The sequence below is a fragment of the Myxacorys almedinensis A genome (assembly GCF_010091945.1).
Classification (GTDB): Bacteria; Cyanobacteriota; Cyanobacteriia; order Leptolyngbyales; family Leptolyngbyaceae; genus Myxacorys; species Myxacorys almedinensis.
The window spans coordinates 106306-132067 of record NZ_WVIE01000016.1; the positions used below are offsets into that span (position 1 = coordinate 106306).

General features: G+C 46.8%; 22 protein-coding genes. 9 read left to right on the plus strand and 13 right to left on the minus strand.

Features of this window, described 5'->3' with window-relative positions; genetic code table 11:
- Positions 1 to 392: 392 nt before the first annotated feature.
- Complete coding sequence (locus tag GS601_RS14675; protein ID WP_162424037.1) at positions 393 to 1604, plus strand: n-acyl-d-glucosamine 2-epimerase; 1212 nt, start codon at positions 393 to 395, stop codon at positions 1602 to 1604.
- Here the strand turns inward: GS601_RS14675 and cax are convergent.
- Positions 1598 to 2662, minus strand: coding sequence for a calcium/proton exchanger (cax, locus tag GS601_RS14680; protein WP_162424038.1), 1065 nt, complete (start codon positions 2660 to 2662; stop codon positions 1598 to 1600). The genes GS601_RS14675 and cax overlap by 7 nt on opposite strands.
- 137 nt (positions 2663 to 2799) lie before the next feature.
- On the minus strand, positions 2800 to 3423 hold the full coding sequence (locus GS601_RS14685; RefSeq protein WP_162424039.1) for a LabA-like NYN domain-containing protein: 624 nt from the start codon (positions 3421 to 3423) through the stop codon (positions 2800 to 2802).
- A 1080-nt stretch (positions 3424 to 4503) separates the two neighbouring features.
- Between GS601_RS14685 and GS601_RS14690 the strand changes: the two genes are divergently transcribed.
- Positions 4504 to 5160, plus strand: coding sequence for a LabA-like NYN domain-containing protein (locus GS601_RS14690; protein ID WP_162424040.1), 657 nt, complete (start codon positions 4504 to 4506; stop codon positions 5158 to 5160).
- 27 nt (positions 5161 to 5187) lie between these two features.
- Here GS601_RS14690 and GS601_RS14695 read toward each other — a convergent pair whose 3' ends face one another.
- The 4 genes from GS601_RS14695 to GS601_RS14710 form a co-directional block, all read right to left on the minus strand.
- The gene (locus GS601_RS14695) at positions 5188 to 6051 is read right to left on the minus strand and encodes a polyphosphate kinase 2 family protein (RefSeq protein WP_162424041.1); all 864 of its coding nucleotides are present in this window, start codon (positions 6049 to 6051) and stop codon (positions 5188 to 5190) included.
- Positions 6052 to 6075: 24 nt separating this feature from the next.
- Entirely contained in the window at positions 6076 to 6999 is a 924-nt protein-coding gene (locus tag GS601_RS14700; protein WP_162424042.1) for an ATP adenylyltransferase family protein, read from the minus strand.
- Between the two features lie 250 nt (positions 7000 to 7249).
- Positions 7250 to 7963 (minus strand): response regulator, encoded by a 714-nt coding sequence (locus tag GS601_RS14705; RefSeq protein ID WP_162424043.1) that lies wholly within the window; start codon positions 7961 to 7963, stop codon positions 7250 to 7252.
- Between the two features lie 306 nt (positions 7964 to 8269).
- On the minus strand, positions 8270 to 10060 hold the full coding sequence (locus tag GS601_RS14710; protein ID WP_162424044.1) for a DUF885 domain-containing protein: 1791 nt from the start codon (positions 10058 to 10060) through the stop codon (positions 8270 to 8272).
- Positions 10061 to 10314: 254 nt separating this feature from the next.
- Between GS601_RS14710 and GS601_RS14715 the strand changes: the two genes are divergently transcribed.
- A complete protein-coding gene (locus GS601_RS14715; protein WP_202925101.1) occupies positions 10315 to 11019 on the plus strand; it encodes a DUF981 family protein in 705 nt (234 codons plus the stop codon).
- Between the two features lie 42 nt (positions 11020 to 11061).
- Here GS601_RS14715 and GS601_RS14720 read toward each other — a convergent pair whose 3' ends face one another.
- Entirely contained in the window at positions 11062 to 11319 is a 258-nt protein-coding gene (locus GS601_RS14720) for a DUF1816 domain-containing protein (RefSeq protein WP_162424045.1), read from the minus strand.
- Positions 11320 to 11618: 299 nt separating this feature from the next.
- Here GS601_RS14720 and GS601_RS14725 point away from each other — a divergent pair, with 299 nt between their 5' ends.
- A complete protein-coding gene (locus tag GS601_RS14725) occupies positions 11619 to 11789 on the plus strand; it encodes a hypothetical protein (RefSeq protein WP_162424046.1) in 171 nt (56 codons plus the stop codon).
- Positions 11790 to 11796: 7 nt separating this feature from the next.
- Here GS601_RS14725 and treS read toward each other — a convergent pair whose 3' ends face one another.
- The 3 genes from treS to GS601_RS14740 all read right to left on the minus strand — a co-directional run bounded on the left by treS (position 11797) and on the right by GS601_RS14740 (position 15635).
- Entirely contained in the window at positions 11797 to 13461 is a 1665-nt protein-coding gene (treS, locus tag GS601_RS14730) for a maltose alpha-D-glucosyltransferase (protein WP_162424047.1), read from the minus strand.
- A gap of 324 nt (positions 13462 to 13785) precedes the next feature.
- Positions 13786 to 14136, minus strand: coding sequence for a hypothetical protein (locus tag GS601_RS14735; protein WP_162424048.1), 351 nt, complete (start codon positions 14134 to 14136; stop codon positions 13786 to 13788).
- 104 nt (positions 14137 to 14240) lie between these two features.
- Positions 14241 to 15635, minus strand: a complete 1395-nt coding sequence (locus tag GS601_RS14740; RefSeq protein ID WP_238393274.1) for an SGNH/GDSL hydrolase family protein — start codon at positions 15633 to 15635, stop codon at positions 14241 to 14243.
- A 526-nt stretch (positions 15636 to 16161) separates the two neighbouring features.
- Between GS601_RS14740 and GS601_RS14745 the strand changes: the two genes are divergently transcribed.
- From GS601_RS14745 to GS601_RS14765, 5 genes are all read left to right on the plus strand, one after another.
- On the plus strand, positions 16162 to 18582 hold the full coding sequence (locus tag GS601_RS14745) for an HAD-IC family P-type ATPase (RefSeq protein ID WP_162424049.1): 2421 nt from the start codon (positions 16162 to 16164) through the stop codon (positions 18580 to 18582).
- The gene (locus GS601_RS14750; RefSeq protein ID WP_162424050.1) at positions 18579 to 19166 is read left to right on the plus strand and encodes a hypothetical protein; all 588 of its coding nucleotides are present in this window, start codon (positions 18579 to 18581) and stop codon (positions 19164 to 19166) included. Before GS601_RS14745 ends, GS601_RS14750 begins: the two co-directional genes overlap by 4 nt.
- Before the next feature lie 222 nt (positions 19167 to 19388).
- Positions 19389 to 20384: a helix-turn-helix transcriptional regulator gene (locus GS601_RS14755; RefSeq protein ID WP_162424051.1), complete on the plus strand. Its 996-nt coding sequence runs from the start codon at positions 19389 to 19391 to the stop codon at positions 20382 to 20384.
- Positions 20385 to 20481: 97 nt separating this feature from the next.
- Entirely contained in the window at positions 20482 to 23016 is a 2535-nt protein-coding gene (locus GS601_RS14760; protein WP_162424052.1) for a TonB-dependent siderophore receptor, read from the plus strand.
- 52 nt (positions 23017 to 23068) lie between these two features.
- Positions 23069 to 24112 carry an ABC transporter substrate-binding protein gene (locus GS601_RS14765; protein ID WP_162424053.1) on the plus strand — a complete coding sequence of 348 codons (1044 nt, stop codon included), beginning with the start codon at positions 23069 to 23071 and terminating at the stop codon, positions 24110 to 24112.
- A 103-nt stretch (positions 24113 to 24215) separates the two neighbouring features.
- On the opposite strand, the gene GS601_RS14770 is transcribed toward GS601_RS14765, so the two are convergent.
- The 3 genes from GS601_RS14770 to GS601_RS14780 all read right to left on the minus strand — a co-directional run bounded on the left by GS601_RS14770 (position 24216) and on the right by GS601_RS14780 (position 25628).
- On the minus strand, positions 24216 to 24560 hold the full coding sequence (locus tag GS601_RS14770; RefSeq protein ID WP_162424054.1) for a type II toxin-antitoxin system RelE family toxin: 345 nt from the start codon (positions 24558 to 24560) through the stop codon (positions 24216 to 24218).
- Positions 24553 to 24795 carry a type II toxin-antitoxin system RelN family antitoxin gene (locus GS601_RS14775; protein WP_162424055.1) on the minus strand — a complete coding sequence of 81 codons (243 nt, stop codon included), beginning with the start codon at positions 24793 to 24795 and terminating at the stop codon, positions 24553 to 24555. The genes GS601_RS14770 and GS601_RS14775 overlap by 8 nt, the downstream gene beginning before the upstream one ends.
- A gap of 389 nt (positions 24796 to 25184) precedes the next feature.
- On the minus strand, positions 25185 to 25628 hold the full coding sequence (locus GS601_RS14780) for a DUF29 domain-containing protein (protein ID WP_162424056.1): 444 nt from the start codon (positions 25626 to 25628) through the stop codon (positions 25185 to 25187).
- Positions 25629 to 25762 lie beyond the last annotated feature (134 nt).

Genomic DNA, 25762 nt, shown 5'->3' on the forward strand with positions numbered 1-25762 from the left:
CGCTTTTCCCTACTATTCTGCCTTAGATTCCTGTTTGGCAATGGCAGTGCTATAGGTTTTCTCAAGTTCAGCTTCCCTAGATTTAACAGTGCTCAAGAGGTTTAGTAGACAAAATAGTTCTTAAGTACTATTCTTGTGAAGGTTGCTCTATTAGGTCGTAAAAGATTTGAGCTTTTGCCTTTAGATAGAAGATTAAATAGATTGTCGTCACTGAAATCCAATAACAACTTCCCTTATGAATCTAGAGTTTGGTGACAAATAATTCTCCAAACTTGGGGATAGCTCTGCGTATAGAGAAAGGTTATTGAGGAACAGTATATGTCAGAGTTATCCGAGATTAGACAGCGTAAAGAGCGATATGATGCTACTGCATTGTTGTTGAGAATGAATTCGTGGAGCAAGACTTTAGAGCCTTAGCAAACCTTTACAAGACTGCTCTCCTCGATGATGTCTTGCCGTTTTGGGAGCGGCATTCGATCGATTGGGAGCAGGGCGGCTATTTCACCTGCCTCGATCGCAACGGCAAGGTGTACGACACCGACAAATTTATCTGGCTGCAAAATCGCCAGGTATGGACGTTCTCGACCTTTTATCACCAGATAGAACCGCGCGAAGACTGGCTTGCGATCGCGGCAAACGGGGCTGATTTTTTGGCGAAACACGGTAGAGATGCAGCGGGAAACTGGTACTTTGCCCTCGATCGGTCTGGAAACCCGCTCGTGCAACCCTACAATATTTTCTCTGACTGCTTCGCCGCAATGGCGTTTAGTAAATATGCGCTCGCCTCTGGCAAAGAGTGGGCAAAAGATATTGCATTGCAAGCATATGACAATGTTTTACGCCGCAAAGACAATCCTAAAGGTGACTACAACAAAGCCTATCCGGGCACTCGCCCTATGAAATCGTTAGCTGTGCCGATGATTTTAGCTAATTTGACCCTAGAAATGGACTGGCTGTTACCAAGCAACACCCTTGAACATGTGCTGAATGCAACGGTTGAAGAAGTGATGACTGACTTTCTCAGCGACGCTAGCTTTGCTCCATATAGCGATCGCAAGCTTATGTATGAAAACGTTGCACCTGATGGATTGCTGATCGATTGTTTTGAAGGACGATTAATTAATCCGGGTCATGGCATCGAAGCAATGTGGTTTATTATGGATATTGGCAATCGTCTAGGTGATTCCAAACTAGTCCATCAAGCAATCGAGATTGTATTAAATATCCTTGATTTTGCTTGGGATCGAGAGTATGGCGGATTGTATTATTTTATGGATACGAAAGGACATCCACCCCAGCAGTTGGAATGGGATCAAAAACTGTGGTGGGTTCATCTAGAATCGCTGGTGGCGCTATCGATGGGATATCGGTTGACGGGTCGCCAAGAATGTTGGGACTGGTACGAAAAACTCCACGAATACTCATGGTCGCATTTTGCCGATCCGCAGTGGGGCGAATGGTTTGGCTATCTCAACCGCCAGGGAGACGTGCTGATAGATCTTAAAGGCGGCAAATGGAAGGGATGTTTTCATGTGCCGCGATCGCTTTACCTCTGTCATCAGCAATTTGATGCCCTCAGCGCAGCGCAGGCTTACCCTTACTGAAAATAGAACGCCGCCCCAAGAATAATGTAAGTCGCTAACAACAGTACCCCTTCTAACCAGTTTGATCGCCCATCTAAACTGATCAGATTTGCCACAACAACCGCCACTGTAACCGCCACAACCTCAAACAAATTGAAACTTAAATCCATGGGTTGCCCAATCGCTTGCCCAACAATAACCAACAACGGAGCCATTAACAACGCAACTAACAAGCTCGATCCCATCGCTACAGAGACCGACAAATCCATATTATTTTTAACAGCAACACCAACGGCTGTCACATACTCTGCCACGCCACCGACCAACGGCAAGAGAATCACTCCAGTAAACAGCGGTGTCAATCCTAATCCTTTCGTTGCTTCTTCAACGACTCCAACAAAAATCTCAGATTCGTAGGCAACTGCAAGAGTCGATGCGACTAATACTCCGAGCCACAGCCACAGATTAGGTTGGTGGTTGCTTTCTTCCTCTAACTCTGCCAAACTAACTTCATAAAGGTAGTTATGAGTTTTCAATGAAAAAATTAATGTCATGATGTACACGGCAATCAACACAATTGCTACAGTAATCGAAAGCTTTTCAATCGCAGGAGTTTCAATTTTTCCAGAAGTATAAAATGCTAGCGTAGGCAGCAAAATGGCAATCACAGCAAGTGTCATAGATGAGCCATTAACTCGCGCGACGATCGGCTTAAATTCTTGCTCTTTATACCGCAGCCCACCAAAAAACATCGAAAGCCCCATCGCTAGTAACAAATTACTGATAATCGTTCCGGTAATACTGGCTTTAACGATATCGATCAATCCGGCTCTCAGAGCAACTAACCCAATGATCAGTTCTGTGGCATTGCCAAAGATCGCGTTGAGCAACCCACCGATCGAAGGTCCCGTAACGATCGCAACTTCCTCGGTTGCCGTGCTCAACCAGATTGCCAGGGGTACGATCGCGCAGGCAGAGGTGATGAAAACGGTCATCGTGCCCCAGTGCAACAGTTCAGCCGCAATCGAAATTGGCACAAAAATCAGCATTCCGATCGAAACAATCTTTTTGATGGACATAAAAGGCTCTAGCGTAAAAAAATCTATAGCAATCCTATGTCAATCAAGAGGCAACGGCTCAGAAAACTATTGAATGTGCGATCGCGCGCATGCGTCACGGCAAGCTTGTTCAAAGGGATAATTTTTACTTCTTACGGCTAAGAAACAGAGTGAGCACGGCTTTCAGGCTCAGAACGCTGAATTTGAGCGCGAATTGCGGATAGATCAATAAAGCGATCCGCCACATCAATCAGCCCGTCATTCGTCATTGCTGGGAGACTTACCACTTCGACACAGGTGCCCTGATATGCCACATGATTGACAACATACGCGAGATCACCATCACCACTGAGTAAGACTGCAACATCACAATGCTTGGCTAGCATTACCATATCCACAGCAATTTCAACATCTAAATTCGCTCGCTTAGAGCCATCCGGATACTGCACCAAATCTTTAGTGACGACGCGGTAGCCATTGCGGCGCATCCAGAGTAAAAAGCCTTGCTGTTTCTCATTGTGCCGATCAACGCCTGTGTAAAAATATGCCCTTAACAATCGCCGCTTACCGGTAAGATAACAAAGCAGCTTTGCATAATCAATCTCTAAACCAAGCTGCATGGCAGCATAAAATAGGTTAGAGCCATCAATAAAAATAATCACGCGATCGTCAGTTTCAGAGGGTGATCTCATCTCTTCAACAACAGACGAAGTCGGCTCTTGAGCACAATCTAATGGCTTTGGAGAAGACTGATTCCAATCAGGACGGGGAACGAGTTGCATAATCATTCGGCTCCACAAAATTTATTTTCTATAACCGAGCTATAACCGATGTTTTCAGAGACCGTTGCTGCTCACTCTATTCAATCATCTAGCCTAAAAAGGTTTGTAAAAAAACAACACAAAGCTTGAGAAGAGAGGCAGCTTTCAACCAAGCTAAAACGGTGGTAAGAATGATGATATAGCGTGATTACACCTGAAGGGCGCTTTCATATCTAAAGGTCTGTGTCTAGAGGAACTTGATATTCACTTCAGGTTTACCGCGCTTTTTTGAAATTGGATAGAGAGCCGTGATAAACGATATAAACTGTGATATTTGTTTGTCAATTTTGCTAAAAAAACATGGTGCCGTAATTTTGGTTGAAGCGGTATGCTCAGAGTCTAGACTTAATTTCTATACCTATTGAACTGTGCGATCGTAAGTTCTGTAATGTTACTTCAAAGAATCACGAACTAATCTTTCGACTTGTTAAAAAGATGAAATTTCTTTATAATACGCTCAATGTTTTAGCGGCTTACCGCATTCATAACTAAAAGAGGCTCGACATTTATTAAGAGAGACTCCAGCACTTTTTGCTCAAGGCATTGAGGGTTCAACATGGTTGGATATGGCGTCTCTCCAAAGAATGCGACAACAAACCAGTGGGGTGATCAGGCAATTTCTACTGAACGCAACCCAGGTAAAGTCGCCCTAGCCCTGGAGGGAAATTTATTAATTGGTAGACAAAAATGGCAACTCGCCGCGCTAGAGAACGCATTGCTAGAATATAGGGTAAGAAAGCGTAGTATTCCTCGATACATAAATATTCAGTGACAGTGGGTGCTCCTTTCTATGTGTAGGAGTAAGTCTAGATTTAAAGCCTTTGTTATAAAGCAACCAATCTGCTTAAGCTTTTTAACAAGCGATCGCAAAATGCCAAATTACGAGTGATTCTCGTAGGAGGTAGAAAAATTGAGTTCTTCTATCTCCCCATAAAATAGCCCGCAATCCTTTAATAAACTTCCATCAAATCAACACTTCTAGATCAATGCTTGGGTTGTCCTCCCACATTGCATCACTGTTTTAGACTAAAAACTCTATTCATGCTTCAGCCAATTCCAAAGAAGCCGGTCGGGGAGAAGACTACGCTTCACCTTGAACCGATTCATTTTCCTGAACACCAGTTACCTATACCATTTTCTGAGCAGATTGGCGACCCTAATGTGCTAGAAGACGATCGCAACCCTTTAGAGCCGCGTGATACAAATCGCGGTCGAGTAATCATGTTTATTGATGGCGCGAATCTGTTTTATGCGGCGTCTCAGATGGGAATTGAGATCGACTACGCAAAACTGCTCCGCTATTTTCGCCACAATAGCCAACTCGCCTATGCTTTTTTCTACACCGGTGTTGATCCAACCAATTCGAGACAGCAAGCGTTTTTAACCTGGATGCGTCGCAACGGCTATCGGGTGGTCACAAAAGATGTGGTGCATAACGCAGCAGGGACAAAACGGGCGAGCAGCATGAATGTTGAAATTGCCGTGGATATGGTGCGGATGGCTTCGAGTTGTGATACTGAAGTGGTGATTAGCGGTGACGGAGATTTGTCTTATGCGGTAAATGCGGTGAGCTATCTTGGAGCGCGGGTGGAGGTATTTGCGCTGCGATCGATGACTAGCGATCAGCTTATCCATGTGGCGAACAATTACATTGATTTGGCAACCCTTCGCGAAGAGATCCAAAAAGCGCCCAGGTAGCTGACGATCTAAAGCGGTTGAGATGGCTCAGTCTTCGCGTTCAAGGACTTTTTTTGCCTCTAAAAGTTCTTGCTGATGCTGCTTACTCACGGTTGGATATTGTAGATTTAGGGACTCTAACTTACTGCAAATAATGTTTGCCACCGCCAATCGCGTAAACCATTTATGGTCTGCTGGAATAATATGCCAGGGTGCCCAGGGGGTGCTGGTATGGGTAAACACGGCTTCGTAGGCGCGCATATACTCATCCCAAGCCGCCCGCCCTTTTGCATCAGACATCGAAAATTTCCAATTTTTCTCTGGCTTATTGATGCGATCGAGGAAGCGTTTTTTTTGCTCTTCTTTTGAAACATTGAGAAAAAATTTGAGCACAATGATGCCATTGTTGGAAAGATATTTCTCAACGTTGTTGATGTCCTCAAAGCGCTGCTCCCAAATCTGGTCGTGTATCAACTCAGGCGGCAGTTGTTGCCGTGCCAGAAACTCTGGATGGACGCGCACAACCAGCACTTCTTCGTAGTGGGATCGATTGAAAATGCCAATCCGACCCCGTTCGGGTAAGGCTCTCATTGATCGCCATAAATAATCATGGTCAAGTTCTTCTTCAGATGGCGCTTTAAAGCTAAACACCTGACAGCCTTGAGGGTTGATCCCCGACATAACGTGTTTGATCGTGCTATCTTTTCCAGCCGCATCCATTGCTTGAAAAATAATTAGAAGCGCATACGAGTTTTGAGCGTACAGAACATTTTGATAGTCAGCAAGGCGTCCGATTCCGGTTTGTAACTCAACTTTTGCTGCTTTTTTATCCAACGAACCTGTGTATTTTGGGTCGTAATTTTTGAGCTTGATGATGGAATTTGGGGCAGCAATAAACTGTTCGTGATTCATGGTTCAACTCTGTCGTCGATCCATTTAACTTAACGGAAAGGCAACCTGTCTCAAAAGATTCATTGGACGTATTTTTGTAAGGAGATTCAATTCTGCCTCGCTACGCACCAGTAGTGCGCCAGCAAAGCCGAGAGAATTGACGGAAATATTGTGTGTACTTTCGCGCGATCGCGGCACAACTAGCATCCAGTCCCGTGTCATCAGCAGATTGTATGCCCCAGACTGCATGGGGGTATTTCCAGTGCTGGGCTGCCATCCTAGCGATTGAAACAGCCTGTTGTAGCAACTTAACGTGAGGTCAGCCGCTTTGGCAGGAGAGCGTGCCCAACTGGGATCAAGGGGAGCAAAAGCATGGAGGAAGGGCAACCCAGGAACATTGTTAGGCGGCGTCAGCGTAGCAGACGAGAGCAAGCATGCGATCGGGAGTCGGCTTTCTGGTACGAGCGGAAAGGGCACGAGTTGCAGATGTTTGTGGCGCTGGCTAGCTCCTGCGGTTTTGCCACCGTTGTAAAAGGCTAGCCCATCAAATTCGGCTAGGCAAGCCCACAGCGCGGCAAAATCGTTGAACGTCAGCCACGATTCTTGTTCTTCAAAAGCGCGCGTAATCACCAATAAATGATGATCAGCAACGTTGAATTTATTTAATAAACACACATGAGTCGGAGAGACATCAACCACAAACAAATCGTCTTCGTAGGGTAAAAAAGGATTAAACGATTTACCAGTGGTTGTTTCTGCCGTAATTTGCGCTTGAGTTGCGGCGTCTTTGCGGATCAGATTCGTGAGAACCCGTACCAAAAACTGAACCCCCTCATCGTGAATAAACCCCCGTTCGGTAGGAACAGAGCGCAACGCACCCGATGCGATCGCAGAGCGGGTTTGCGCGATCGCCCGTTCCCAAAGAATGCCAGGATGAGTCAGGAGGGTGAGTTGAGGAGGCTCAAACATTTTACAATTTTACATTTTCTACTTGCTCGCTCTGCCTGAAGCATTCTAACGTCTCTAGCCTTGTCTCTCACCAGTCGCCGCACCAGAATTGCTGAACAAACGCTGAACAAACATCGCCAAACAAGCGTTGCCCAACACAACAAAATTCCCACACCCTGCAACTGTAACGAAGGCAAGGGATGGGAATTAGGCTAGCGGTGCGGAGACAGGGCAGGTGGGCAGGGTACGACCCAACCGCTACCCAAAGATTTTACTGAATCAAGCCCGTACGAAGCGCGCGGACGGCAACCTGCGTGCGATCGTCGGCACAGAGCTTATTCAAAATGTTTCTGACATGGGTTTTAACTGTGCCAACCGTAATGTAGAGTTGTTCAGCGATCTGAGCATTGCTGCATCCATCCACAATCAGCTTTAGGACTTCTAGCTCGCGCTCAGTCAATGGGTACGCAGGAATGAAATCTTCGTCGGTGATCCGGTTGATGGCAATGGTGGTCGGCTCAACATTCTGAGTTGAGGAAACGTAAGATTTTTGGGTCTGGTGGAGGACGATGCGAGCGATCGCAGGATCGATCCAAGCATTGCCTTCAGAGGTGACGTTTAGCGCCTGCGCTAGCTTATCGATGCTGGCATCTTTCATGCAATAAGAATCGGCTCCGGCAGCAAACGCCGCGAGAACAGTCTCTTCGCTATCTTGCAGCGTCATGATCAAAATCTTGGTGTGGGGCGACTCCCCATCGGCTTGGCATTGTTTAAACTCTTGAGTGAGTTCAATTCCGGTCATGTCAGGCAAGCCCACATCTACGATCGCAATGTCGGGCTGTGCCGATTTCAAAAGCTTTAGACCGGACTTGGCATCTCTAGCGTCTCCGACGACTTCAAAGCCTTCCCGTTGTTGTAGCGCTGCCCGAATCCCAACCCGCGTGAGGTCGTGGTCTTCGATTAAAATTACTCGGATCTTACTCATTACCAAGCCTCAGACGTTGTGGAACAGTTGTGAATTGTGAAACAGTGTTAGGTATGAAAAAAACAGTAGAGAGGTGTGTAAAACGCTATTCGAGTTTTCCCTTTAGTAAACCACTGCTTGAGAAGAATTGACTTATCAGAGAATTTTATGCTGACTCTCCTAAAAAATTGATCTACCTTTAGATATTTCTATTGCCCAAAAACCTCAGTCTTCAGACAGAGATCTGCGTCAACAGTGCAGAAAAGCGGCGGCTCTCTCTTCTAACTGAAGACAGACTTCTTACAATTGTTAAGGTTTGCTTTTTGACTAAGAAATCCTTCGACCGACATTGAACTTTTGAGAGACAACTTCTTGTAACATGCGTTGAGATAAAAAGCCTTGAGACAGAATGAAATCGTGAAATTCTTGAGCATTAAACCGGCTACCCAGAGCCGTTTCAACCTGCGATCGCAACTCCATTAATCGTTGATAGCCATAAAAATATCCTGGAGCATGACCAGGCAATCGGGTGAGATATCGCTGAATTTCTTGCTCGGCAAAAAATCGAGAAAACCCAGCATCCTGAGTCAACACTCGAATCGCCTCCGCCGTCGTAATTTTACCAAGCTGAAGCTCTGGTTCTAAAAACGCACGAGCCGCACGAAGCAACTGAAACTGAAGGGAAATAAAGCGTCCTTCAAGCGGCATATAGGGTTGCAAAACCTCTTCTGCGTAAGTTGCCCAACCTTCGTGATTGGCAGCATTGTAGGCAAACTTGGTGCGCGCGTCGGATAAGCCTTGGTCTTGAATGGTGGTGAACTGCAAGTCGTGTCCGGGTCTGCCTTCGTGGGCGGTGAGCGTCCAAGCTACGGCAGGGTGAGTGAAATCGTTGTAGGGACGCGATTCTGTTTTGGGTTGCAGCACCGGCAAGATGAATGTGCCACCCTGCTTGCTGTTGGGCGAGGATGCTGGACGATATTGCGGAACAGGGAACGACGCGTTTTCTTTGGCGCTAGCAAGGCGAATTTTTAGCGATCGCTTGGGTAAGGTCACGAGCCGTTCGCGGCGAATAATCGCTTCGATTTCTTTCTCGCGTTGCTGATAATAATGCAAGGCTTCATCGGCAGAAAGCTGGTCTTGCTTGAGCGCTTGGATCACCGCGCGATAATCGGTGGCGTTGAGCCGTTTTTGCTGGGCAACTTGGGGCGCGATCGCGTCCATTTTTTGCTGGACTTGCTCAAACGCTGCGTGAGCTTGCCTAATCAAATCCTCAACCGGAATCTCAATCCCTTTTTCTTCAAGCTTGAAGGCATAAATTTCAGCAGGGAGGCGAAAGCGGCTTCTGGCTTTGGGTAAGACCTCGCGCCGAATAAAGGTGTCGTACTCTAAAAGTTGAGTTTTGAGCGTGGCGTAAGCGTCCTCATATTCTGATGATTGGTGTTGCCCAAAGATTTTTTGCAGCGTGTCGAGGTGCGATGTTATATTTTTCAGATCGGATTCTAGTTGCGATTTCTCTGGAAAGTAGATGTCTGATTGTTTGAGACGATCGCGGATCTGTTGTTCGGTTAGCGCTACTAAGGATGGCTTTCCAGTTTCTTTGCCTGCATATTGCTTGAGTTCTACCAGTGCAAGTTGCTTTGTCTTTAACGAACTTGATTCTCGAAAAGTTTTGCTAAAGCTGTTGGCAATTTCTCTGCCAAGATTAACGTAGGGCAGGTTGTGTTTTTGCTCAAGGGCGCGCGATCGCAACTCTCTTTGCCCGGCTTGAATTAGAATTGCCAAATCTACCCGCAGTGCATTATCTTTCTCTTGAGATAATTTTTCTTCTAACGTGTGTATGGTTTGACGAATGCGTTGCTGTTGGCATTCTACAAAACTTGGATTTAGGTTTAGCAATTCTTTGGTTGCCAAAAATTCTCCGCGACACTCTTTTCCCTCTTCTGCTTTTGTCAGTAATGCTGCATATTCGTTGCTGCGCGTAATCCACGGTGATGTAGCAACGGCAGGACGCCGGACAGAATATATTAAAATGCACGCCACACAGGTTAGTAGTGAGAGCGCTGTAAATCCGATTCTATGAACTTTAGCCGATCGCAACCTGTTAGGAACTCGAAACATGGCAGTTTGTGATGAGTAAGGGCATTGTTACACAAATCTTTTCGCGGTTGCTTGGGGTGTGTCCGCTAAAAAACGGTTTCTACAAAGTGGTTCCTAAATGTGTGAGATCCGGTTTAATTTCTGCATTGATTTGTAACTGCTGTTTTAGGTGATCTGCAATACAAAACAATGGGCTTTCTATTAGCAAATATCAGGGTAAACCTCGTGCGATCGCAGAGCCAACACACTTCCGAGATCCGAGCGGGATCATCTATTTGGTAGACTTATACCAATTTGTAGACCTATGCCAATTTAGCGATCGCTATTTAAAGCAGTGTGCCTACACCTTAGCTTCTGTCGTTTTTCGAGAGCCAACCATGTTTATCGATTACATCACGTTGATGCTGATTAACTTAGCCGCCGGTCTCTTTTTGCTGGCAGCTTATGTCTATCAAGGCTTAGATGATCCGATACAAAAACGGTGGGTGCCGGGATTTGGCGTTGTTGGCGCGATCGCACTTGTCACAGGACTGCACATGACTTTCACTTGGGCAGTTCCTGGCAGCTACAACATCGCTTTTGGGGAAACGTCGGTGATGTTTGGCATTCTCTTTACGGCGACAGCATGGGCATTAGCCGTCGGCTGGGAACTGATCACGCTGGCAATTTATGGGTTTTTCGCAGGCTTAGCGACGCTGGTGATTGGCATTCGCCTGATTAATCTGGGCTTAACTCAAATGCCGCTTGTTTCAGGTGCAGGGTTCATTTTAACGGGGCTAGGCGGCATTTTTGCAGTTCCGACATTGCATTGGAAATCGCAGCGATCGCTGAGAATTGTAGGAGCCATTATTTTAGTTCTAGCCGCTTTAATCTTTGCTGTGATTGGCTTAAGAGCCTACTGGTCGCACCTGGAAGGATTCTCAACTTGGAAACCATTGCCGATGCGATTAGTTCCACCAAGCTCTCCAGGATCGCCCTAATGTGTGCGCTTCGCTTGGGCTACATCAAGCCTTAAAGACATACTAATAGGGCTGCCCATCTACGATCGTGAGTGCGATCGGGCGACACCGTTTCACGCTCGACTGCACCCCGATCGCACCTTCGCCATCGAGATCTTCTATATAGCCAGGACAAGCTGCCTCAGCTTCATTCGAGCGAGCAAAAGGGCCAAAATAATAGAGGCATTGAGGCTCATGAGTAGAAATTTCTACCCACCAAGCTTGTTTTGCTGCCTGAAGAAATCCGCTCGCAAATTCTTTAACTGCTTTTAGTAGAAACATGATTGAGATTTAACACCAAATAAATTAAGAACGGCAGTTTTTTAGGGTTCTAAAGCCACGCCAAATGTTAGCTAAAAGGGTTACTCCAACAGGCGCGATCTACATCTAAAAAGCGTCTCAACCTATTAGTAGCGATCCCCTTTATGTAAAGAAGTATCGGAATCAACACTTTGATGACTTTTTAATCATGTTTTTAATCATGGTGTATGAACGAATGCGGCAATCCTAAAATGATAAGCGTGAAGTCGTAGCTGTAATTATTGCTCTAGAGATTGCTCCACCAACAGAGGAGAACAACAATGATTCAGCCCAAAAGAATTTTAGGATTAATGACCGCAGTTTTATGCTTTGGATTTGCCCTTGGGTTACTTGTGTATCCTGCAATTCCTAGACCTGCGATCGCGGCTAATTTGCTGATCAGTCTGGGTGCTGTGCTCACCCTGATCAGTACTCCATGGCATCCACGATAAGCATGATTTAAGTTGGGTTTAGCACAAACCAATAAAATCCGTAGGGCGCAAGAGTCAGAGAATAGGGGGCATCTGCGGTTCCATCAGGGGCAAGTTTCGCGTTAATGGCAGGAAACTCGGTCTGTCCAAACATTTCGGTAGGGACATGATTTGCAAACAGCGAAAGATCGAAGGTTGCCGTCTGAGCAGCAGCAGAGAGGTTGGCAACTACCAATACGTTGATCTGCTCGTCAGCCCGCACGAAGGCTAGAATTTTGTGATTGGAGGAGGGCAAAAACTTAAAGTCGCCGCTGCCAAACACAGAAAACTGCTTGCGGAGAGCAATGATTTGCTTCATCCACGATAGTAGAGAATATTGATTTGCACTCTGGACTTCAACATTTGTGGTGACATAGTGATATTCAGCATCTACAATCACTGGAAAATATAACCGTTGGGAGGCAGCGCGGCTAAACCCAGCATTGCGATCGCTACTCCACTGCATCGGAGTTCTCACGCCATTGCGATCGCCAAGATAGACATTATCGCCCATGCCAATCTCATCGCCGTAATAAATTACAGGTGTGCCTGGCAGCGAAAATAATAGGCTGTTGAGCAGTTCAACCTGGCGTCGATCGTTGCCCAGCAAGGGCGCTAGTCGGCGGCGAATGCCCACGTTAACCCGCATCGCTGGATCTTGGGCGTAGGCGTTGTACATGTAATCGCGATCTTCGTCTGTCACCATTTCCAGGGTCAGTTCATCATGATTTCGCAAAAAGATTGCCCACTGGCAGTTGTCTGGAATTGGCGGCGTGTGCTGAAGAATATCCACGATCGGTAAACTGTCTTCCATCCGCAGCGACATAAACAGGCGAGGCATGAGCGGAAAGTGAAAATTCATATGGCATTCATCGCCATCGCCGTAATATTTCACAGCATCTTCTGCCCACTGATTTGCTTCGGCTAGCAGCATCCGATCAGGATATTTGTGGTCAATGTGCGATCGCAAGGATTTTAGATATTCGTGGGTTTCAGGCAGGTTTTCGCAGTTTGTGCCCTCTCGCTCGTAAAGATAAGGCACAGCATCCAATCGCAACCCATCAACTCCTAGCTCCATCCAAAAATCCAACACTTCAAACACAGCTTGGCGAACGGCTGGGTTGTCATAATTGAGATCAGGCTGATGATGGTAAAAACGATGCCAATAAAACGCTTTAGCAATGCCATCCCATGACCAATTTGACGTTTCAAAGTCTTGAAAAATAATTCGCGTGTCTGAATATTTCTCTGGCGTATCGCTCCACACGTAAAAGTCTCGCTCTAAGCTGCCTTCTGGGGCACGCCGCGCCCGCTCAAACCAGGGATGCTGATCAGAGGTGTGGTTAATAATCAGTTCAATAATGACTCGAATTCCGCGCTGGTGAGCAGCTTGTAAGAAGGTCTTGAAGTCATCCAGCGTTCCATAAATTGAATTGACGCTCGTGTAGTGAGAAATATCATAACCATCATCTCGAAGCGGGGATGGAAAAAAGGGCAGCAGCCACAGGGCAGTTACACCCAACTCTTGCAAATAATCGAGCTTTTGGGTTAATCCTACGAAATCGCCAATGCCGTCTCCGTTGCTATCTGCGAATGCTCGAACTGATAATTCGTAAATAATTGCGTTTTTGTACCACAGGGGGTTAGTGGTCATACCTTAACTATTGAGAAATTTCTCATACATTGTAGTTTCCAATCGGCTCAGCAGCACAAGCAGACTCGCGTTCTTGATAGTTCCCAAACAAAGTCCCCCGCCGTTTGTGAAGAAGAGGAAAGAAGAGTGTTCGTCCTTACCATCTTCGGTCGGGGGAATAAGTGTGATAGCTTCCTTTCAGAAAAAAGATTGGCAAAGATTTTTGATCTGCTTTACCAGGAGAGCAAACGCTTTAGTTGCTTGGATCAATTGCTTAGATCAAGTGATTTGCAAAGTGCCTCCCCTACGGAGTTTTGTTGCCGAAGGGTGAGACCCCTAAATAGCTTATTCTTGACCTGCGACTTTTTTCACGGCTTCTTTAGCGCTATCTACGATCGTATTTTGCTCTGGGTTCTCTTGTTTGAAAATTTTCAAATCCTTCTCATACGCTTTCTCGACGCCCTGAGGGTTGTTCACCGCTTCGACTGCCTTATCATACGCCTCTTCCCGCGAACCATAGGACTCGCTATCAGGGCTGATCACTTCTTCCTGCCCAACGGCTTGCTTTGCCGTCGGGGATGCCAAACTCGACTCCACCGCGATCGCGCTCATGCCAACCCAGCTAAGCAACCCAATTACCGCGACAAGTACGCCCCGATAAATGCTCTGGCGTAGTGCTGATAGTAAACCTTTCATATAGAAAATCTCCTTGAACAATCACTAGAGTGCGATCGCATGAAGCGCGATCGCAGCCATCTTAGGGGATCAGTTCTAGAGAATCCTTCTATCAGAAGTTATATTCATGAGGCAGGCGGCTCGGTTCCGCCGTAGGGCTTAGGTTGAAGCTGAAGCTGCTTTGAAATAGCATCAAACAACCGATTGGACAACGATGCATTTGCCGCATCCGTCAGGTGAATCGCATCTTGGAACGCTTCTCCTTTAAAGTCAGCATAGGCATTGTAAAAATTGAATGTTGTCACCTGCGGCACTTCTTTTTTCACCTGGTCAAGCGATCGCTGCAATCCTGAATATCCCGCCTTCACCTGCTGCGGGTAATTGGCACCGAGTTGATTGAGAATCTCTTTCTCGCGGGGCGTGTGTTGGCTGGGATCGCGCCCTGTAATTTCGGGCTGCATTGCCACAATTAGAGGAATTTTTGACGCACTGGTTAACCGAGCAAATTGCTGCATGTTTTGACGATAGCGATCGACGCGGCGGCTCAATTCGTCTGCTTCTGTGGGTAACCGTTGCGCTAGGGGGGCATCTCCCTCAACCGGAGGAACCACTTGCTTCAACGCATCTTGCGGCTGCAACACCCAATACTGAAAGGCTTTGACGAGAAACAATTGGGAAATTAACGTTTTGACTTGCTCGGTTATGCCCATGAGCAAATGGCGAGGTGCGCTTTCGAGCAGCGTCTCTGTCCCCGGAATGTCGCTGCCTTCTTGCGTACTTGGCACTAGCAAATCAGCATAGCCATTTAGAACGACGATAAAATCTGGCTTGTAAGACAGCACATCAAACGCCAGTTTAGACAACTCATTGCCAGAAATATATCCCGGCACCGCCGCATTGATCACCCGATAGCGGCTGTCTCGAATTTGGGCAGGCAGTGCCAAGGCTTTGTCTAACTCGTCGGCAAAGTAGGGCAAAATAGCTGGACGAAACTTTCCAGGATTTTCTTTTTGAGCCACAACCTGCTGATTTAGACGGTCTTCTAACTGCTTGGTAAAGGTGGTTTGGTTAGTAGAACTTAGCTGCCCAAACGCGGTTGAGCCACCAAGAACAAAAATGCGGACTTCATCTTTGGGCTTGTCAGGCGCGATCGCTTGATCACTGCGAAACCCTTGTTCGTTAATCGCCCAGTCTTGCTGCTGCTGATTACCCATCAACCGATAACCCATCACTGGGCTTTGTTTTACCGTCAGTTGTCCTTGGTTCGAGAGTCCGTCATACAGCTTGCCTGATCGATCGAGATACTTCAGGCGATAGGCGCTGACCTTGAGGGGTTCCCCCTGAAACACAGCTAGCTCATCTGTTTTTCCGCTCACGCCCACGAGCAACCGCACCAGCAGTTCTAACCCAATCAGCACGAGCGGAATTGAGAGCAAAATCCATTTGCGGGGTAACGGCTTTTTCTTTTGGTATAACGAGCGGCTAGACCTGTAGGAGAGTTTGCGGCTAGACCTAAACATTCAGCTTGTCCTCAAACGATCGCGACATATAGCGGGATTGCCTTCTCTCGGTTTCTAACACGATTGGATTGCACCCAGAAAACCGAGTATCGACTGCCAAAGAATAACTTTCAAGAATGGTTTGTTGAGAAAATTTGAGTAGATTATCTATCATTCATAAACCAGTTTTGCATCTTACTATCAAATGGCTCTCTATGTTGCCTTTCAAACATGTTTCTCAATAAGCTACGAAAAAAGACTTAGGAGAAAGCGGATGGTCGGTATGAGCGGGTCTGTATTTAGGTTCCTTATTCAACACTCCTGAGATAACTTACCACGGTGTCTTCTCTGCCGAATAAATCTGATCGCCCAATCCAGAGAGTTGGTTAAATGCAGACAAATTTGCTCTGGCTCACAAATTGTCTAAGCCCACAGATTGCTTAAATTTAATTCCCGGATGCATTATTTCCGGAATCCATTGGGCTGTGCTAGAACATTGTGACTAAAACTATGATGAGCGTAATATAATGACGCTTAAACTCTTCCCATGACACAGGTACAGGGACTTAGCGATCGCGAAGTCAACGCCCAAATCCTTGCAGGCAACACAAATAATGTCAAGTTGCCAACAAGCCGTTCGTATTGGCGTATTTTTCGTGAGAATCTGTTCACCTTTGTCAACGCTGTATTTTTGGTGATTAGCGGCGTCTTTATTTTGATCAGGCGTCCCAGTGATGCGGTGTTTGTAGCAGCCGTTATTTTTAGCGGCGTTATTATTGGCATCGTTCAAGAGATTTGGGCGAAACGCAAGTTAGACGAAATCGCCTTGTTATCTCGCCCGCAAGCTACCCTGATTCGCAACGGCAACCCGATCATCTGCGACCCCACCGACATCGTGTTAGGAGACAGTCTCCTCGTTCGTCCGGGAGATCAAATTTTGGTCGATGGCAGAGTTTGCGACGGACGTATTGAAGTGGATGAATCGCTGCTGACTGGCGAATCAGACCTGATCCCCAAAACGGTTGGAGATCAGGTATATTCGGGTAGCTTTTGTGCTAGTGGACAGGCGCATTATGAAGCACAAAAAGTTGGAACAGAAACAGTCGCTTATCAGCTTGTGGTAGGGGCAAGAGAATTTCGGCAAGTTTATACGCCGTTGCAACAAGAGATTAATTTAATCATTCGAGTTTTGTTGCTGGTAGCGTTGTTTCTTTGGTTGCTCGTCAGTATTGGGTTTATTAGTCGTTCTCAGCCCTTTAATGAAGTGATTCAGCGAGTAGCTGTGATTGCTGGCTTGGTTCCTGCTGGGTTGTTAATTGCCATCACCTTAGCCTATGCAACAGGTGCGGTGAGAATGCTGGGAGAGAATGTTTTAATTCAACAAACCAATGCGATCGAGTCTCTGAGCCATGTCGATGTGCTGTGTTTAGACAAAACCGGAACCTTGACGACCAACCAGATCGAACTGCAAGCAATCTATCCAATCGAGCGCTCTGAAGCCGAATTGCACACGCTTCTGGGAGACTATGCGGCGAGTACGCGGTCGGGAAACAAAACCAGTGACGCGATGTTGATTCGGTGTGCGGGGTATCAGCGATCGCTGCGATCGGAAGTTCCGTTTTCCTCAGAACGTAAGTGGAGCGCTATCTCCTTTCAAGACAGTCCCGGAACCTACGTTCTTGGCGCACCCGACGTTCTGACAAAATGCTTCACCCTTGACCCCTCTGTGTCAACGTACATTGAAAAATTGACCCATCACGGGTTACGGGTGGTTTTGTTTGCCCACAGCCTAGATGTTGTGTCTGCTGAAATCCCGTTTTTGCCAGCCGCATTAACGCCGCTTGGCGTCTTGAGTTTTAGCGATCAGTTGCGTCCCTCTGCGAAGGAGACGTTACAAGGATTTGTGCAAGCAGGGATCACGATCAAGATTATTTCGGGAGATCACCCTCAAACGGTGGCCGCTTTGGCCACCCAAGCCGGATTTGCCGACGACATTAGGCTGATTTCAGGAGCAGAACTGGCTCAGTTAGACCCTGCCCAATTTGCTCAAGCTGCCCGTCAGTGCAATGTGTTTGGACGCATTACGCCCCAGCAAAAAGCCAAATTGGTCAGAACTTTAAGAGATGCAGGGCATTATGTTGCCATGACCGGAGACGGGGTGAATGACGTGCTTTCTCTGAAGCAAGCCAATCTAGGCATTGCGATGGAAAGCGGCAGCAAAGCCACACGGGGAATTGCGGATGTGGTGTTGCTCAAAGATTCGTTTGCTTCTCTGCCGCATATGTTTTTAGAAGGACAACGCATTCGCAACGGTATTTTAGATGCGCTGAAGCTGTTTATGGTGCGCTTATCGTGCGTGACGCTGTTGATTTTTGCCACTGCGATCGTTGCCGACAGTTTTCCTCTGATGAATAAACACAGTGCGGTCGTGACCCTGATCGGCGTTGGTATTCCGACGATGTTTATTCCCATTTGGGCACAACCGGGCGAACAGCCGAAACGAAGTCTTGTGCGCTCGTTGCTTCATTTTGTGTTGCCTGCAACGTTGACGATTACGTTGGTTGCGCTGATCATTTATCTGTTTTACTTTGTCAGTGCTGCGCTCGATCTACCCCTCAATGTCACCATGACCGAACTCGACTTTACCCTGCCTCGAACAGCGCTAGTTACCACATTGGTGTTTTGCGAATTGCTCCTCATTCCGTTCCTTAAACCTCCGACTAGGGCGTGGGTTGGCGGAGAGCCGCTGAGCGGAGATTGGCGCTATACGTTGGTTGCCGTGGTGCTAATTTTCGTGTACTTGTTGATTTTATTAGTTCCCCCCGTTCGGATCTTTTTTGAGTTGTCGGCTTTAGAGACTGCCGATCTCCTCTTTTTAGGATTGGCTGCGATAGAGTGGTGTTTTATGGCGCGGTGGGTTTGGCGATCGCGCTTCTTCGATCGGTTCTTGGGAGTCAGTTTAGAATGACCCGAATTCCTCACTATAAGGTCACAATTTGGGAATCTGTTGCTGTTTTAGTTGGGGCGATCGCGCTGATTGGGGTTGGTCTATTGGGGCTGACGATGAAATTTATCGCCAATGCCCAGCGCCCCCAGCAAGCTGACGCGATCGCAAATAACATTATTAAATATGACCTTCCCAATGCCCAAAGTGTCTTGGGCTTAAACTTTGTGGGAGCCAGAGTAGCGCTGATCACAAACGATGCAGAGCAGCCTGATATTCAGCTATTGGCAGCACGGATGAAGGTCGATCAAGCCATCGAACAACGGAGAATTGAGCGATTTTTAGACACGGTTTCCCTAGGGGATGCGGGAGACTTTAAGGTCACAAAAGAACGGATCGAATTGCAAGAATTTTGTGGGCAAACCGTGCCAGTAACGATTGGCGAAGGGCGAACAAAACGCTCTGCATCAGAGTCGATCGTCAGCGTTACTTATCGAGCCAGTGTCACTCTCAATCGCGATCGCTACATCATCAGTTTGCTCGCCAGCGGACAAGACGCCCGAGAAAAAGCCGCTGCCGTATTTGATTCGCTGCAATGTCAGCAATAGCCATGTCTCGGCAATCGCTAACGAACTGTCAAGCAGCACACATTTTAGAAACAGTGGGCGATCGTTTGGAATTTCGCGGAGTGCATCGTATCCCTATCCCAGAATAGGGAGCAGTGTACTGAGTCAGGAACTCATGAACAATTGCGGGTCAAGAATGGCACTGATGTAACCTTTGAAAGGTACAATCAGGAATAAATCTCATTAATTCATCTCCTGATCACCATGACCATTACGATTTCTGAGCGAGACTGGGCAGAGTGGGAAGAAGAACGATCGCACTTGCTTGAGTATCCCGATCCGGATGATGAGTGCGATGTGCTGATGCCGCAACCGACTTGGCTGGCACAAGGGTATACACGAGAAGTAACCTTGCGTGAAGGGCTGTTTGTGCGAGTTGAGGACTACCAGATGCGCGATCGCTGTGAGCAGTCATGGTCAGGAGGAGAAGAAGAGGTGCGATTTCACTGCCATCTCTCTGGTGATCATCAAGATTTTAGTACAGAGGTTGGCAATCTGGAGTATGCCCTATATGGCAGTGGTGACTATCCGAAGCAAACGATGACCTGCTCAGGTCAGCTTCCGATTTTGGAAGTGACGGTGGAGATGTCACCGGATGTGCTGATCAACTTTGCAGGCGATCGGGGCGCATTGCCGCTAGAGTTACAGCATTTGATTGGGGCATCGATTCAGCCGAGCTATGCTCGCGTGGGGGTGCTTTCGCCAACAATGCAGGGCGTACTCTGGCAGATCATTCGGTGTCCATATCGTGGACTGATGAAGCGGATGTATTTGGAGAGCAAGGCGCTGGAAATTGCCGCGTTGATGTTAGAGCAAGAACAAGAGGTGCAGCAGGGACGACGAGTGCTCATTCATCTCAAATCGGATGAGGTCGATCGGATTCATCGTGCCCGTAAAATCTTGCTGCAAAATTTGGAAGCGCCGCCTTCACTGATGGAGTTGGCGCGACAGGTCGGATTGAACGACAGTGCGTTAAAGCGAGGGTTTCGCCAAGTGTTTGGCAAGCCTGTGTTTGGCTATCTGCTAGATTACCGGATGGAGCAAGCACAGCAGTTATTGATGTCGGGAGACCTGAAGGTCGGTGAAGTCATGCAGCAAGTCGGATTTCGCAATCGTCAGTATTTTGCGGAGGCGTTTCGGAAAAAATTTGGGGTCAATCCCAAGGACTATCTCAAAGGCAACTTGAGAAATACCCGCTAGCAACCCAAAAAATACCCGCTAGCAACCAAATTCCTCTTGTAATTCAGCCTTCAATTCTGGTACTTCTTGAAAGAGATTTTCAAGAAGGTGTGATGAGATGAGCGTGCGTTGTGCTTTGGGGCAGAAATTGAGCGTACAGAATTTAGCTTGGACGATCGGGATTCTACCGATTCTAATCGCTTCGATCGCACAAGCAGCGGAACCCGTCAAAGTCGGCGATTTGCCTGCGACTGCAAGAACGGTGAAAGAGTGGACGGCACAAGTCGAAGCAGCAACGGCGCAAGTGACCGCGATTCGTTTGGTTCCCATTGAGAATCGCCTACAAGTGCAGATTGAGACCGCAGATGGCAGAACGCTACAAGTAACCACGCGAGAAGAAGGAAATACGCTGATTGCTGAGATTGCGAATGCAGTATTAGCATTGCCGGAGGGACAATCGTTTCGAGCAGAGAAGCCTACGATAGATATTACAGAAGTCACTGCAACTCAGGTGAATGCTGCGACGGTGCAGATTCGGATTGTGGGGAATGAAATTGCGCCTGTTGCAGAGGTTGTGAAGGGCGATCGAGGTTTAGTGCTGAGTGTTGAACCTGATGAAGATGCTGTGGCTGAAGAAGAAATTACGGTGACGGGTGAAGGAGCGCGAGGCTATCGAGTACCGAATGCGAGTACGGCGACGCGGACAGATACACCAATTCGAGATATTCCCGCTTCGATTCAGGTGGTACCGCGACAGGTACTTGAAGACCGAAATGTGACAAGGCTAAACGAGGCACTGGAAACAGTCAGTGGTGTTACGGGTTCTTTTGACAGAGGTGATATCACAGCGGGTGCTAGAGTCATCAGAGGATTCGAGCAAGTAGGCAACTTCCGCAACGGATTTTCTCAAGGCAATGAGTTCGACGGATTAGATCCCATTGGAACGATTGAGCGAGTGGAAGTCCTCAAAGGTCCTGCCTCAGTTCTGTTTGGTGAGATCGAGCCGGGGGGAATTGTCAATACAGTGACTCGGCAACCGTTAAGTGAACCTTATTACAGGCTTGAATTTCAGGCAGGAAATCGTAATTTCTATCAACCTATCATTGATTTCTCAGGTCCTCTGACGACTGATAAAAAAGTGCTTTACCGCCTGATTGCTGGGTATGAAGCACAGGATGGCTTTAAGGAATTCACCGGTAGTGAACAGATTTCAGTTGCGCCCTCCATCACCGTGAACTTTAGTGAGCAGACTAACCTGAATCTATACTATGAATTTAGCCGTGCCTCTTTAAACACTGGGTATTCTTTCCAAGATGTGATACGTCCGGATGGTAGCTTCATAACTCCTCGAAATTTATTTACGAGCTATCTGAATACAGAGAATGCGACATTTCAGACGCAAAGAATTAGCTACACGTTCAACCATCGCTTTAGCGATAACTGGCAGATCCGGAATAGTCTTGCGATAGAGCTAGGTGACAATAAGCGCAGTGGAACTGTCTTCGGAGGAATCCAGGACGATCGCTTCTTGACATTCTCCAATGGTTTTAGTGTGAACTCTTCCCTTAAGAAAGACAACTATTTTGGACAAATCGACTTGTTGGGAAAGTTCAACACTGGCTCAATTTCGCACCAGGTTTTAGTAGGGTTTGATGTGAACGATTTTGAAGTAGTTGATGATGCCTTTAATTTTGATGTCAGTGGTCTGCCCGATCTCGATATCCGCAATCCAAACTACGATGTTGCAGACCCTCCCCTCTTAAACTTCACCAACTTTACTGTTGCGAGTCGGTCCTACGGGCTTTACCTTCAGGATCAAATTGCATTTAGCGATAACCTGAAGCTCCTGATTGGAGGTCGCTATAATTGGGTCTCCAATGAGATTCAAAGAACTGGTTTTGAGAACAGTTCTCTAAATGATAGTGCGTTTAGCCCCCGGCTTGGACTGGTGTATCAACCCAGCAAAACAGTTTCGCTTTACGCCAGCTACAGCCGTTCCTTTAGACCTTCTACCTACGGATTTGCAGCAGATGGATCAAGAAACTTTGAGCCAACGGTGGGAACCCAGTACGAAGTTGGAGTCAAAGCAGATTTTCTAGGTGGAAGACTTTCCACCACCTTAGCCGCCTATCATCTGACTAAGACCAATGTGATCACGCCCGATCCTGACCCCGTACTGGCTGCCCAAGGGTTCTCCATTCAGACTGGGAAACAGCGCAGTCAAGGGATTGAGTTGGATATCGCAGGTGAGTTTTTACCGGGTTGGAAAGTCATTGGTTCCTATACCTATACGGATGCCAAAGTGACTGAGGATAACTCTACTCCTGTCGGCAACCGATTAGCAAACGTGCCCGAAAATCAAGTTAGTCTCTGGACAACCTATGAAATCCAGCAGGGAGATATGAAAGGGTTGGGATTTGGATTAGGACTATTTTATGTGGGAGAGCGACAAGCCGACCTGTCAAACGAAACGACACTCCGAGATTATCTCCGAACTGATGCATCGCTTTTTTATAGAAGAGATGGTTTTAGGGCAGCGCTCAACGTTCGCAATCTATTCGATATAGACTATGCAGAAAATGCTTTCGGCAGGTTTGATGTCAACAGAGGTAAACCTTTTACAATCGTGGGTTCTGTCAGTTGGGAGTTTTAACTCACAATTAAAGTTGTTAATTAGATAATGTAGCAGAATCCTACTTAATTGTGTGAGCAACATCAAAATTACCATGATGACCCACCTAATACGTCGGCTGATAAAGCCATTTCTGCTAGTAGCTTTATCATTTCTGTTGATTATTACTGCTTGTCACAAGCCCAGCACCCTAAAAAACAATCTTTCAGCCACACAAGCAAAAGCCGCGTCTGAGTGTCGAGTCATCAAGCATAGGCTTGGTGAAGCCTGCATTCCATTAGAACCACAGCGCATTGTTGTTTTGGATGTTCCAGCCATTTTAGATCCTTTACTCGCTCTTGGTATCAAACCCGTCGGTACGGCAGTGGATCATTTTGGTATTGGTGAGGGTTGGAGTGGGAAAAGATACTTTCCGGCTTTGTTGCCTGAACTGGTTGAAGGAATTGAATCAGTAGGGGCAGAAGGAACTCCCTCTTTGGAGAAGATTTTGAAGCTAAAACCGGACTTAATTCTTCTAGCAAATCAATCTGAACTCGCATACCCACAGCTATCAAAAATTGCCCCTGCCGTACTCATCGATACATGGAAAGACCGAATACCGATAAAAGAAAATTTTCGACAGATTGCCAAGATTATAGGAAAAGAGAAGGAAGGGGAAACAGTTCTTGCTCGATACCAAGAGCGTGTTTCCAAGTTTAAGAATCAATTAGGCGATCGATTACGAGGCTTGGAAATCTCAGTAATTGGCTATTATGAGAATCAGTTTGATATTTCACGCAATTCTTCACACTACCACCAGGTTTTCCAAGATCTTGATTTACCCATTAAACCAATTCTTCTGAAGCAAGAAAACCACGCTAATATCAGCGTTGAAAAGATTAGTGACTTTGATGCCGATATCCTATTTATTACTGATTACAACACTCCCCCTTCACCATTGATATATCAGCATCCTTTAGTTCAATCGTTGAAAGCGGTTAAGAATGGTCGTGCTTACATTGTTGATGGGAGAATCTGGGAATTTTGGGGTCCGATTGGCATGAATCTATTTCTTGATGACCTTGAGACCAAACTTCGGACAGATTTTGAGAAACTCGACTCGCGTTCTTCCTCGTAAAAGCGATCGCTGAACTGGCAAGCGCGATCGCATAACACTTAGGTAGTTTAGGAACAATTGCCCAATGATTCAATCCAATAAACCTCAAGACAAGTGCTTTTCCCTATTCTTCCTGCTCGATGATTGCTTTGATCTCATCTGCATCAATATCAGCCTGCTCGGACTTTGGATAGATTGTCAGGAGAATGATTCCAGTTGTAGTTTGCAGATAGTAAATGAGGCGATATCCACCGCTTTTTCCTTTTTGAATATCCGTGTTGCGAATTCGGACCTTAAAGACCGTATAACCGATGTTCGGGATCTGATCACCAACGATGTTGCCGTTTTGGAGTTCTTCAATAATCGGTTGAACATCTTGGTAGATGCTACGGTACTTTTTTGCCAGAGTGTGTAAATCACGAGTAAAGGTTCTAGCCGCTTCAACCTGTACAATCGGCGGATCACTCATGCTCAATTCCTTCCCAGATCTGAGAGACAGGCACGGTTTGTCCAGTCATTGCTTCGTGCCAAGCCTGTCGAAAATTAGCCAAAATTTCCTCTTTCGACACCAACAGATCAGATTCAGGCTCAGGCTCATTAATCAAAACAATGACTTCGACTCGACCATTCACATCCGCAAGGGGCTGGTCTAAATGGATCTGCCCCCGCTCATCGACGTGACCTGTCGCTTTAACTGCTCTCATGCTGCTTAACTGCGTTTGGGTTGATATTCAAGCATTATAGCGGCACCTTCGGCAAGCTTCGCGATTCGCACCACAGTCCTCTCAACTCGTCTTTTGAGACCTACTGCAGACAGATTTTGAGCGACTCGACTCGCATTCTTCCTCGTAAAAGCGATCGCTGAACTGGCAAGCGCGATCGCGTTTTGGGAGCATTGAGCGATACAAGAGGATGAGCGATCGCGCCTTCATCTGATCAAGCCACACGCGACGCTGTTCTCACCGCTAAATCTAGATCCAACTCTTTGAGCAACCCCACAAACTCATGCCACTTCAGCACTCACTCACCCGACTCACTGCTTTCCGGCAGCAGTCTTTAACTGACGAGCTATTTCGCTTTGCTAAACACAGGATTAATCTTCATCGAATTCGATAGGCTGCTCAAAGATATCCTCAATCGAGAACGGACAAGAAGCGGGGAGAAACTTGAGTGGAATGGGTGTTTCTCTGAGAGCTAAATCCATCCCGTTTTCAAAGCCGAGAGTAATGGCTTCGTTTAAGTAAGGCTTGAGGCTAGGGTTTTCCTTTAAGAGGATGGCAATTTCCCGGCGTTGCTCCCGAATCGTTGCCCACCAACTGCGCGAGCGAGCTTCAGGTTGGTAATGCCATTTCAGGAGATGCCCCAAAAGAATACTAAGGCGATTACGAAGCTCTTGGCGCTGCTGCTTGCCTAACGATTCAATCTCCTCGATCAAATTGTCAATATCCAGGAGTTCCCACTTGCCAGAACGCAGCAGTTCTGTTTGTTGCTGTGTCCAAGCGTAAAAGTCTTGTTCGTAGAGGGTGATGGTTTGCATGGGCAAAACCTTCTTGAGAATGCTCCTACTGTAGCAAACTTTTCGTGATAGTTGATCTGATACCAAATTGAAAAAAGGGAGAGACAAATGAGAGAATGGGTTCTGCCGTGTGGAGAAAAACAGCAATGTCAGGT

What these genes read in the sequence shown, in the direction of transcription:
- GS601_RS14760 (WP_162424052.1), top strand. Translation starts at nt 20,482, where the DNA reads ATGAGCGTGCGTTGTGCTTTGGGGCAGAAATTGAGCGTACAGAATTTA.
- GS601_RS14695 (WP_162424041.1), bottom strand. Translation starts at nt 6,051, where the DNA reads ATGAATCACGAACAGTTTATTGCTGCCCCAAATTCCATCATCAAGCTC.
- GS601_RS14770 (WP_162424054.1), bottom strand. Translation starts at nt 24,560, where the DNA reads ATGAGTGATCCGCCGATTGTACAGGTTGAAGCGGCTAGAACCTTTACT.
- GS601_RS14755 (WP_162424051.1), top strand. Translation starts at nt 19,389, where the DNA reads ATGACCATTACGATTTCTGAGCGAGACTGGGCAGAGTGGGAAGAAGAA.
- GS601_RS14740 (WP_238393274.1), bottom strand. Translation starts at nt 15,635, where the DNA reads ATGTTTAGGTCTAGCCGCAAACTCTCCTACAGGTCTAGCCGCTCGTTA.
- GS601_RS14720 (WP_162424045.1), bottom strand. Translation starts at nt 11,319, where the DNA reads ATGTTTCTACTAAAAGCAGTTAAAGAATTTGCGAGCGGATTTCTTCAG.
- GS601_RS14780 (WP_162424056.1), bottom strand. Translation starts at nt 25,628, where the DNA reads ATGCAAACCATCACCCTCTACGAACAAGACTTTTACGCTTGGACACAG.
- GS601_RS14685 (WP_162424039.1), bottom strand. Translation starts at nt 3,423, where the DNA reads ATGCAACTCGTTCCCCGTCCTGATTGGAATCAGTCTTCTCCAAAGCCA.
- GS601_RS14745 (WP_162424049.1), top strand. Translation starts at nt 16,162, where the DNA reads ATGACACAGGTACAGGGACTTAGCGATCGCGAAGTCAACGCCCAAATC.
- GS601_RS14710 (WP_162424044.1), bottom strand. Translation starts at nt 10,060, where the DNA reads ATGTTTCGAGTTCCTAACAGGTTGCGATCGGCTAAAGTTCATAGAATC.
- GS601_RS14735 (WP_162424048.1), bottom strand. Translation starts at nt 14,136, where the DNA reads ATGAAAGGTTTACTATCAGCACTACGCCAGAGCATTTATCGGGGCGTA.
- GS601_RS14775 (WP_162424055.1), bottom strand. Translation starts at nt 24,795, where the DNA reads ATGAGAGCAGTTAAAGCGACAGGTCACGTCGATGAGCGGGGGCAGATC.
- GS601_RS14705 (WP_162424043.1), bottom strand. Translation starts at nt 7,963, where the DNA reads ATGAGTAAGATCCGAGTAATTTTAATCGAAGACCACGACCTCACGCGG.
- GS601_RS14750 (WP_162424050.1), top strand. Translation starts at nt 18,579, where the DNA reads ATGACCCGAATTCCTCACTATAAGGTCACAATTTGGGAATCTGTTGCT.
- cax (WP_162424038.1), bottom strand. Translation starts at nt 2,662, where the DNA reads ATGTCCATCAAAAAGATTGTTTCGATCGGAATGCTGATTTTTGTGCCA.
- GS601_RS14700 (WP_162424042.1), bottom strand. Translation starts at nt 6,999, where the DNA reads ATGTTTGAGCCTCCTCAACTCACCCTCCTGACTCATCCTGGCATTCTT.
- treS (WP_162424047.1), bottom strand. Translation starts at nt 13,461, where the DNA reads ATGACCACTAACCCCCTGTGGTACAAAAACGCAATTATTTACGAATTA.
- GS601_RS14725 (WP_162424046.1), top strand. Translation starts at nt 11,619, where the DNA reads ATGATTCAGCCCAAAAGAATTTTAGGATTAATGACCGCAGTTTTATGC.
- GS601_RS14690 (WP_162424040.1), top strand. Translation starts at nt 4,504, where the DNA reads ATGCTTCAGCCAATTCCAAAGAAGCCGGTCGGGGAGAAGACTACGCTT.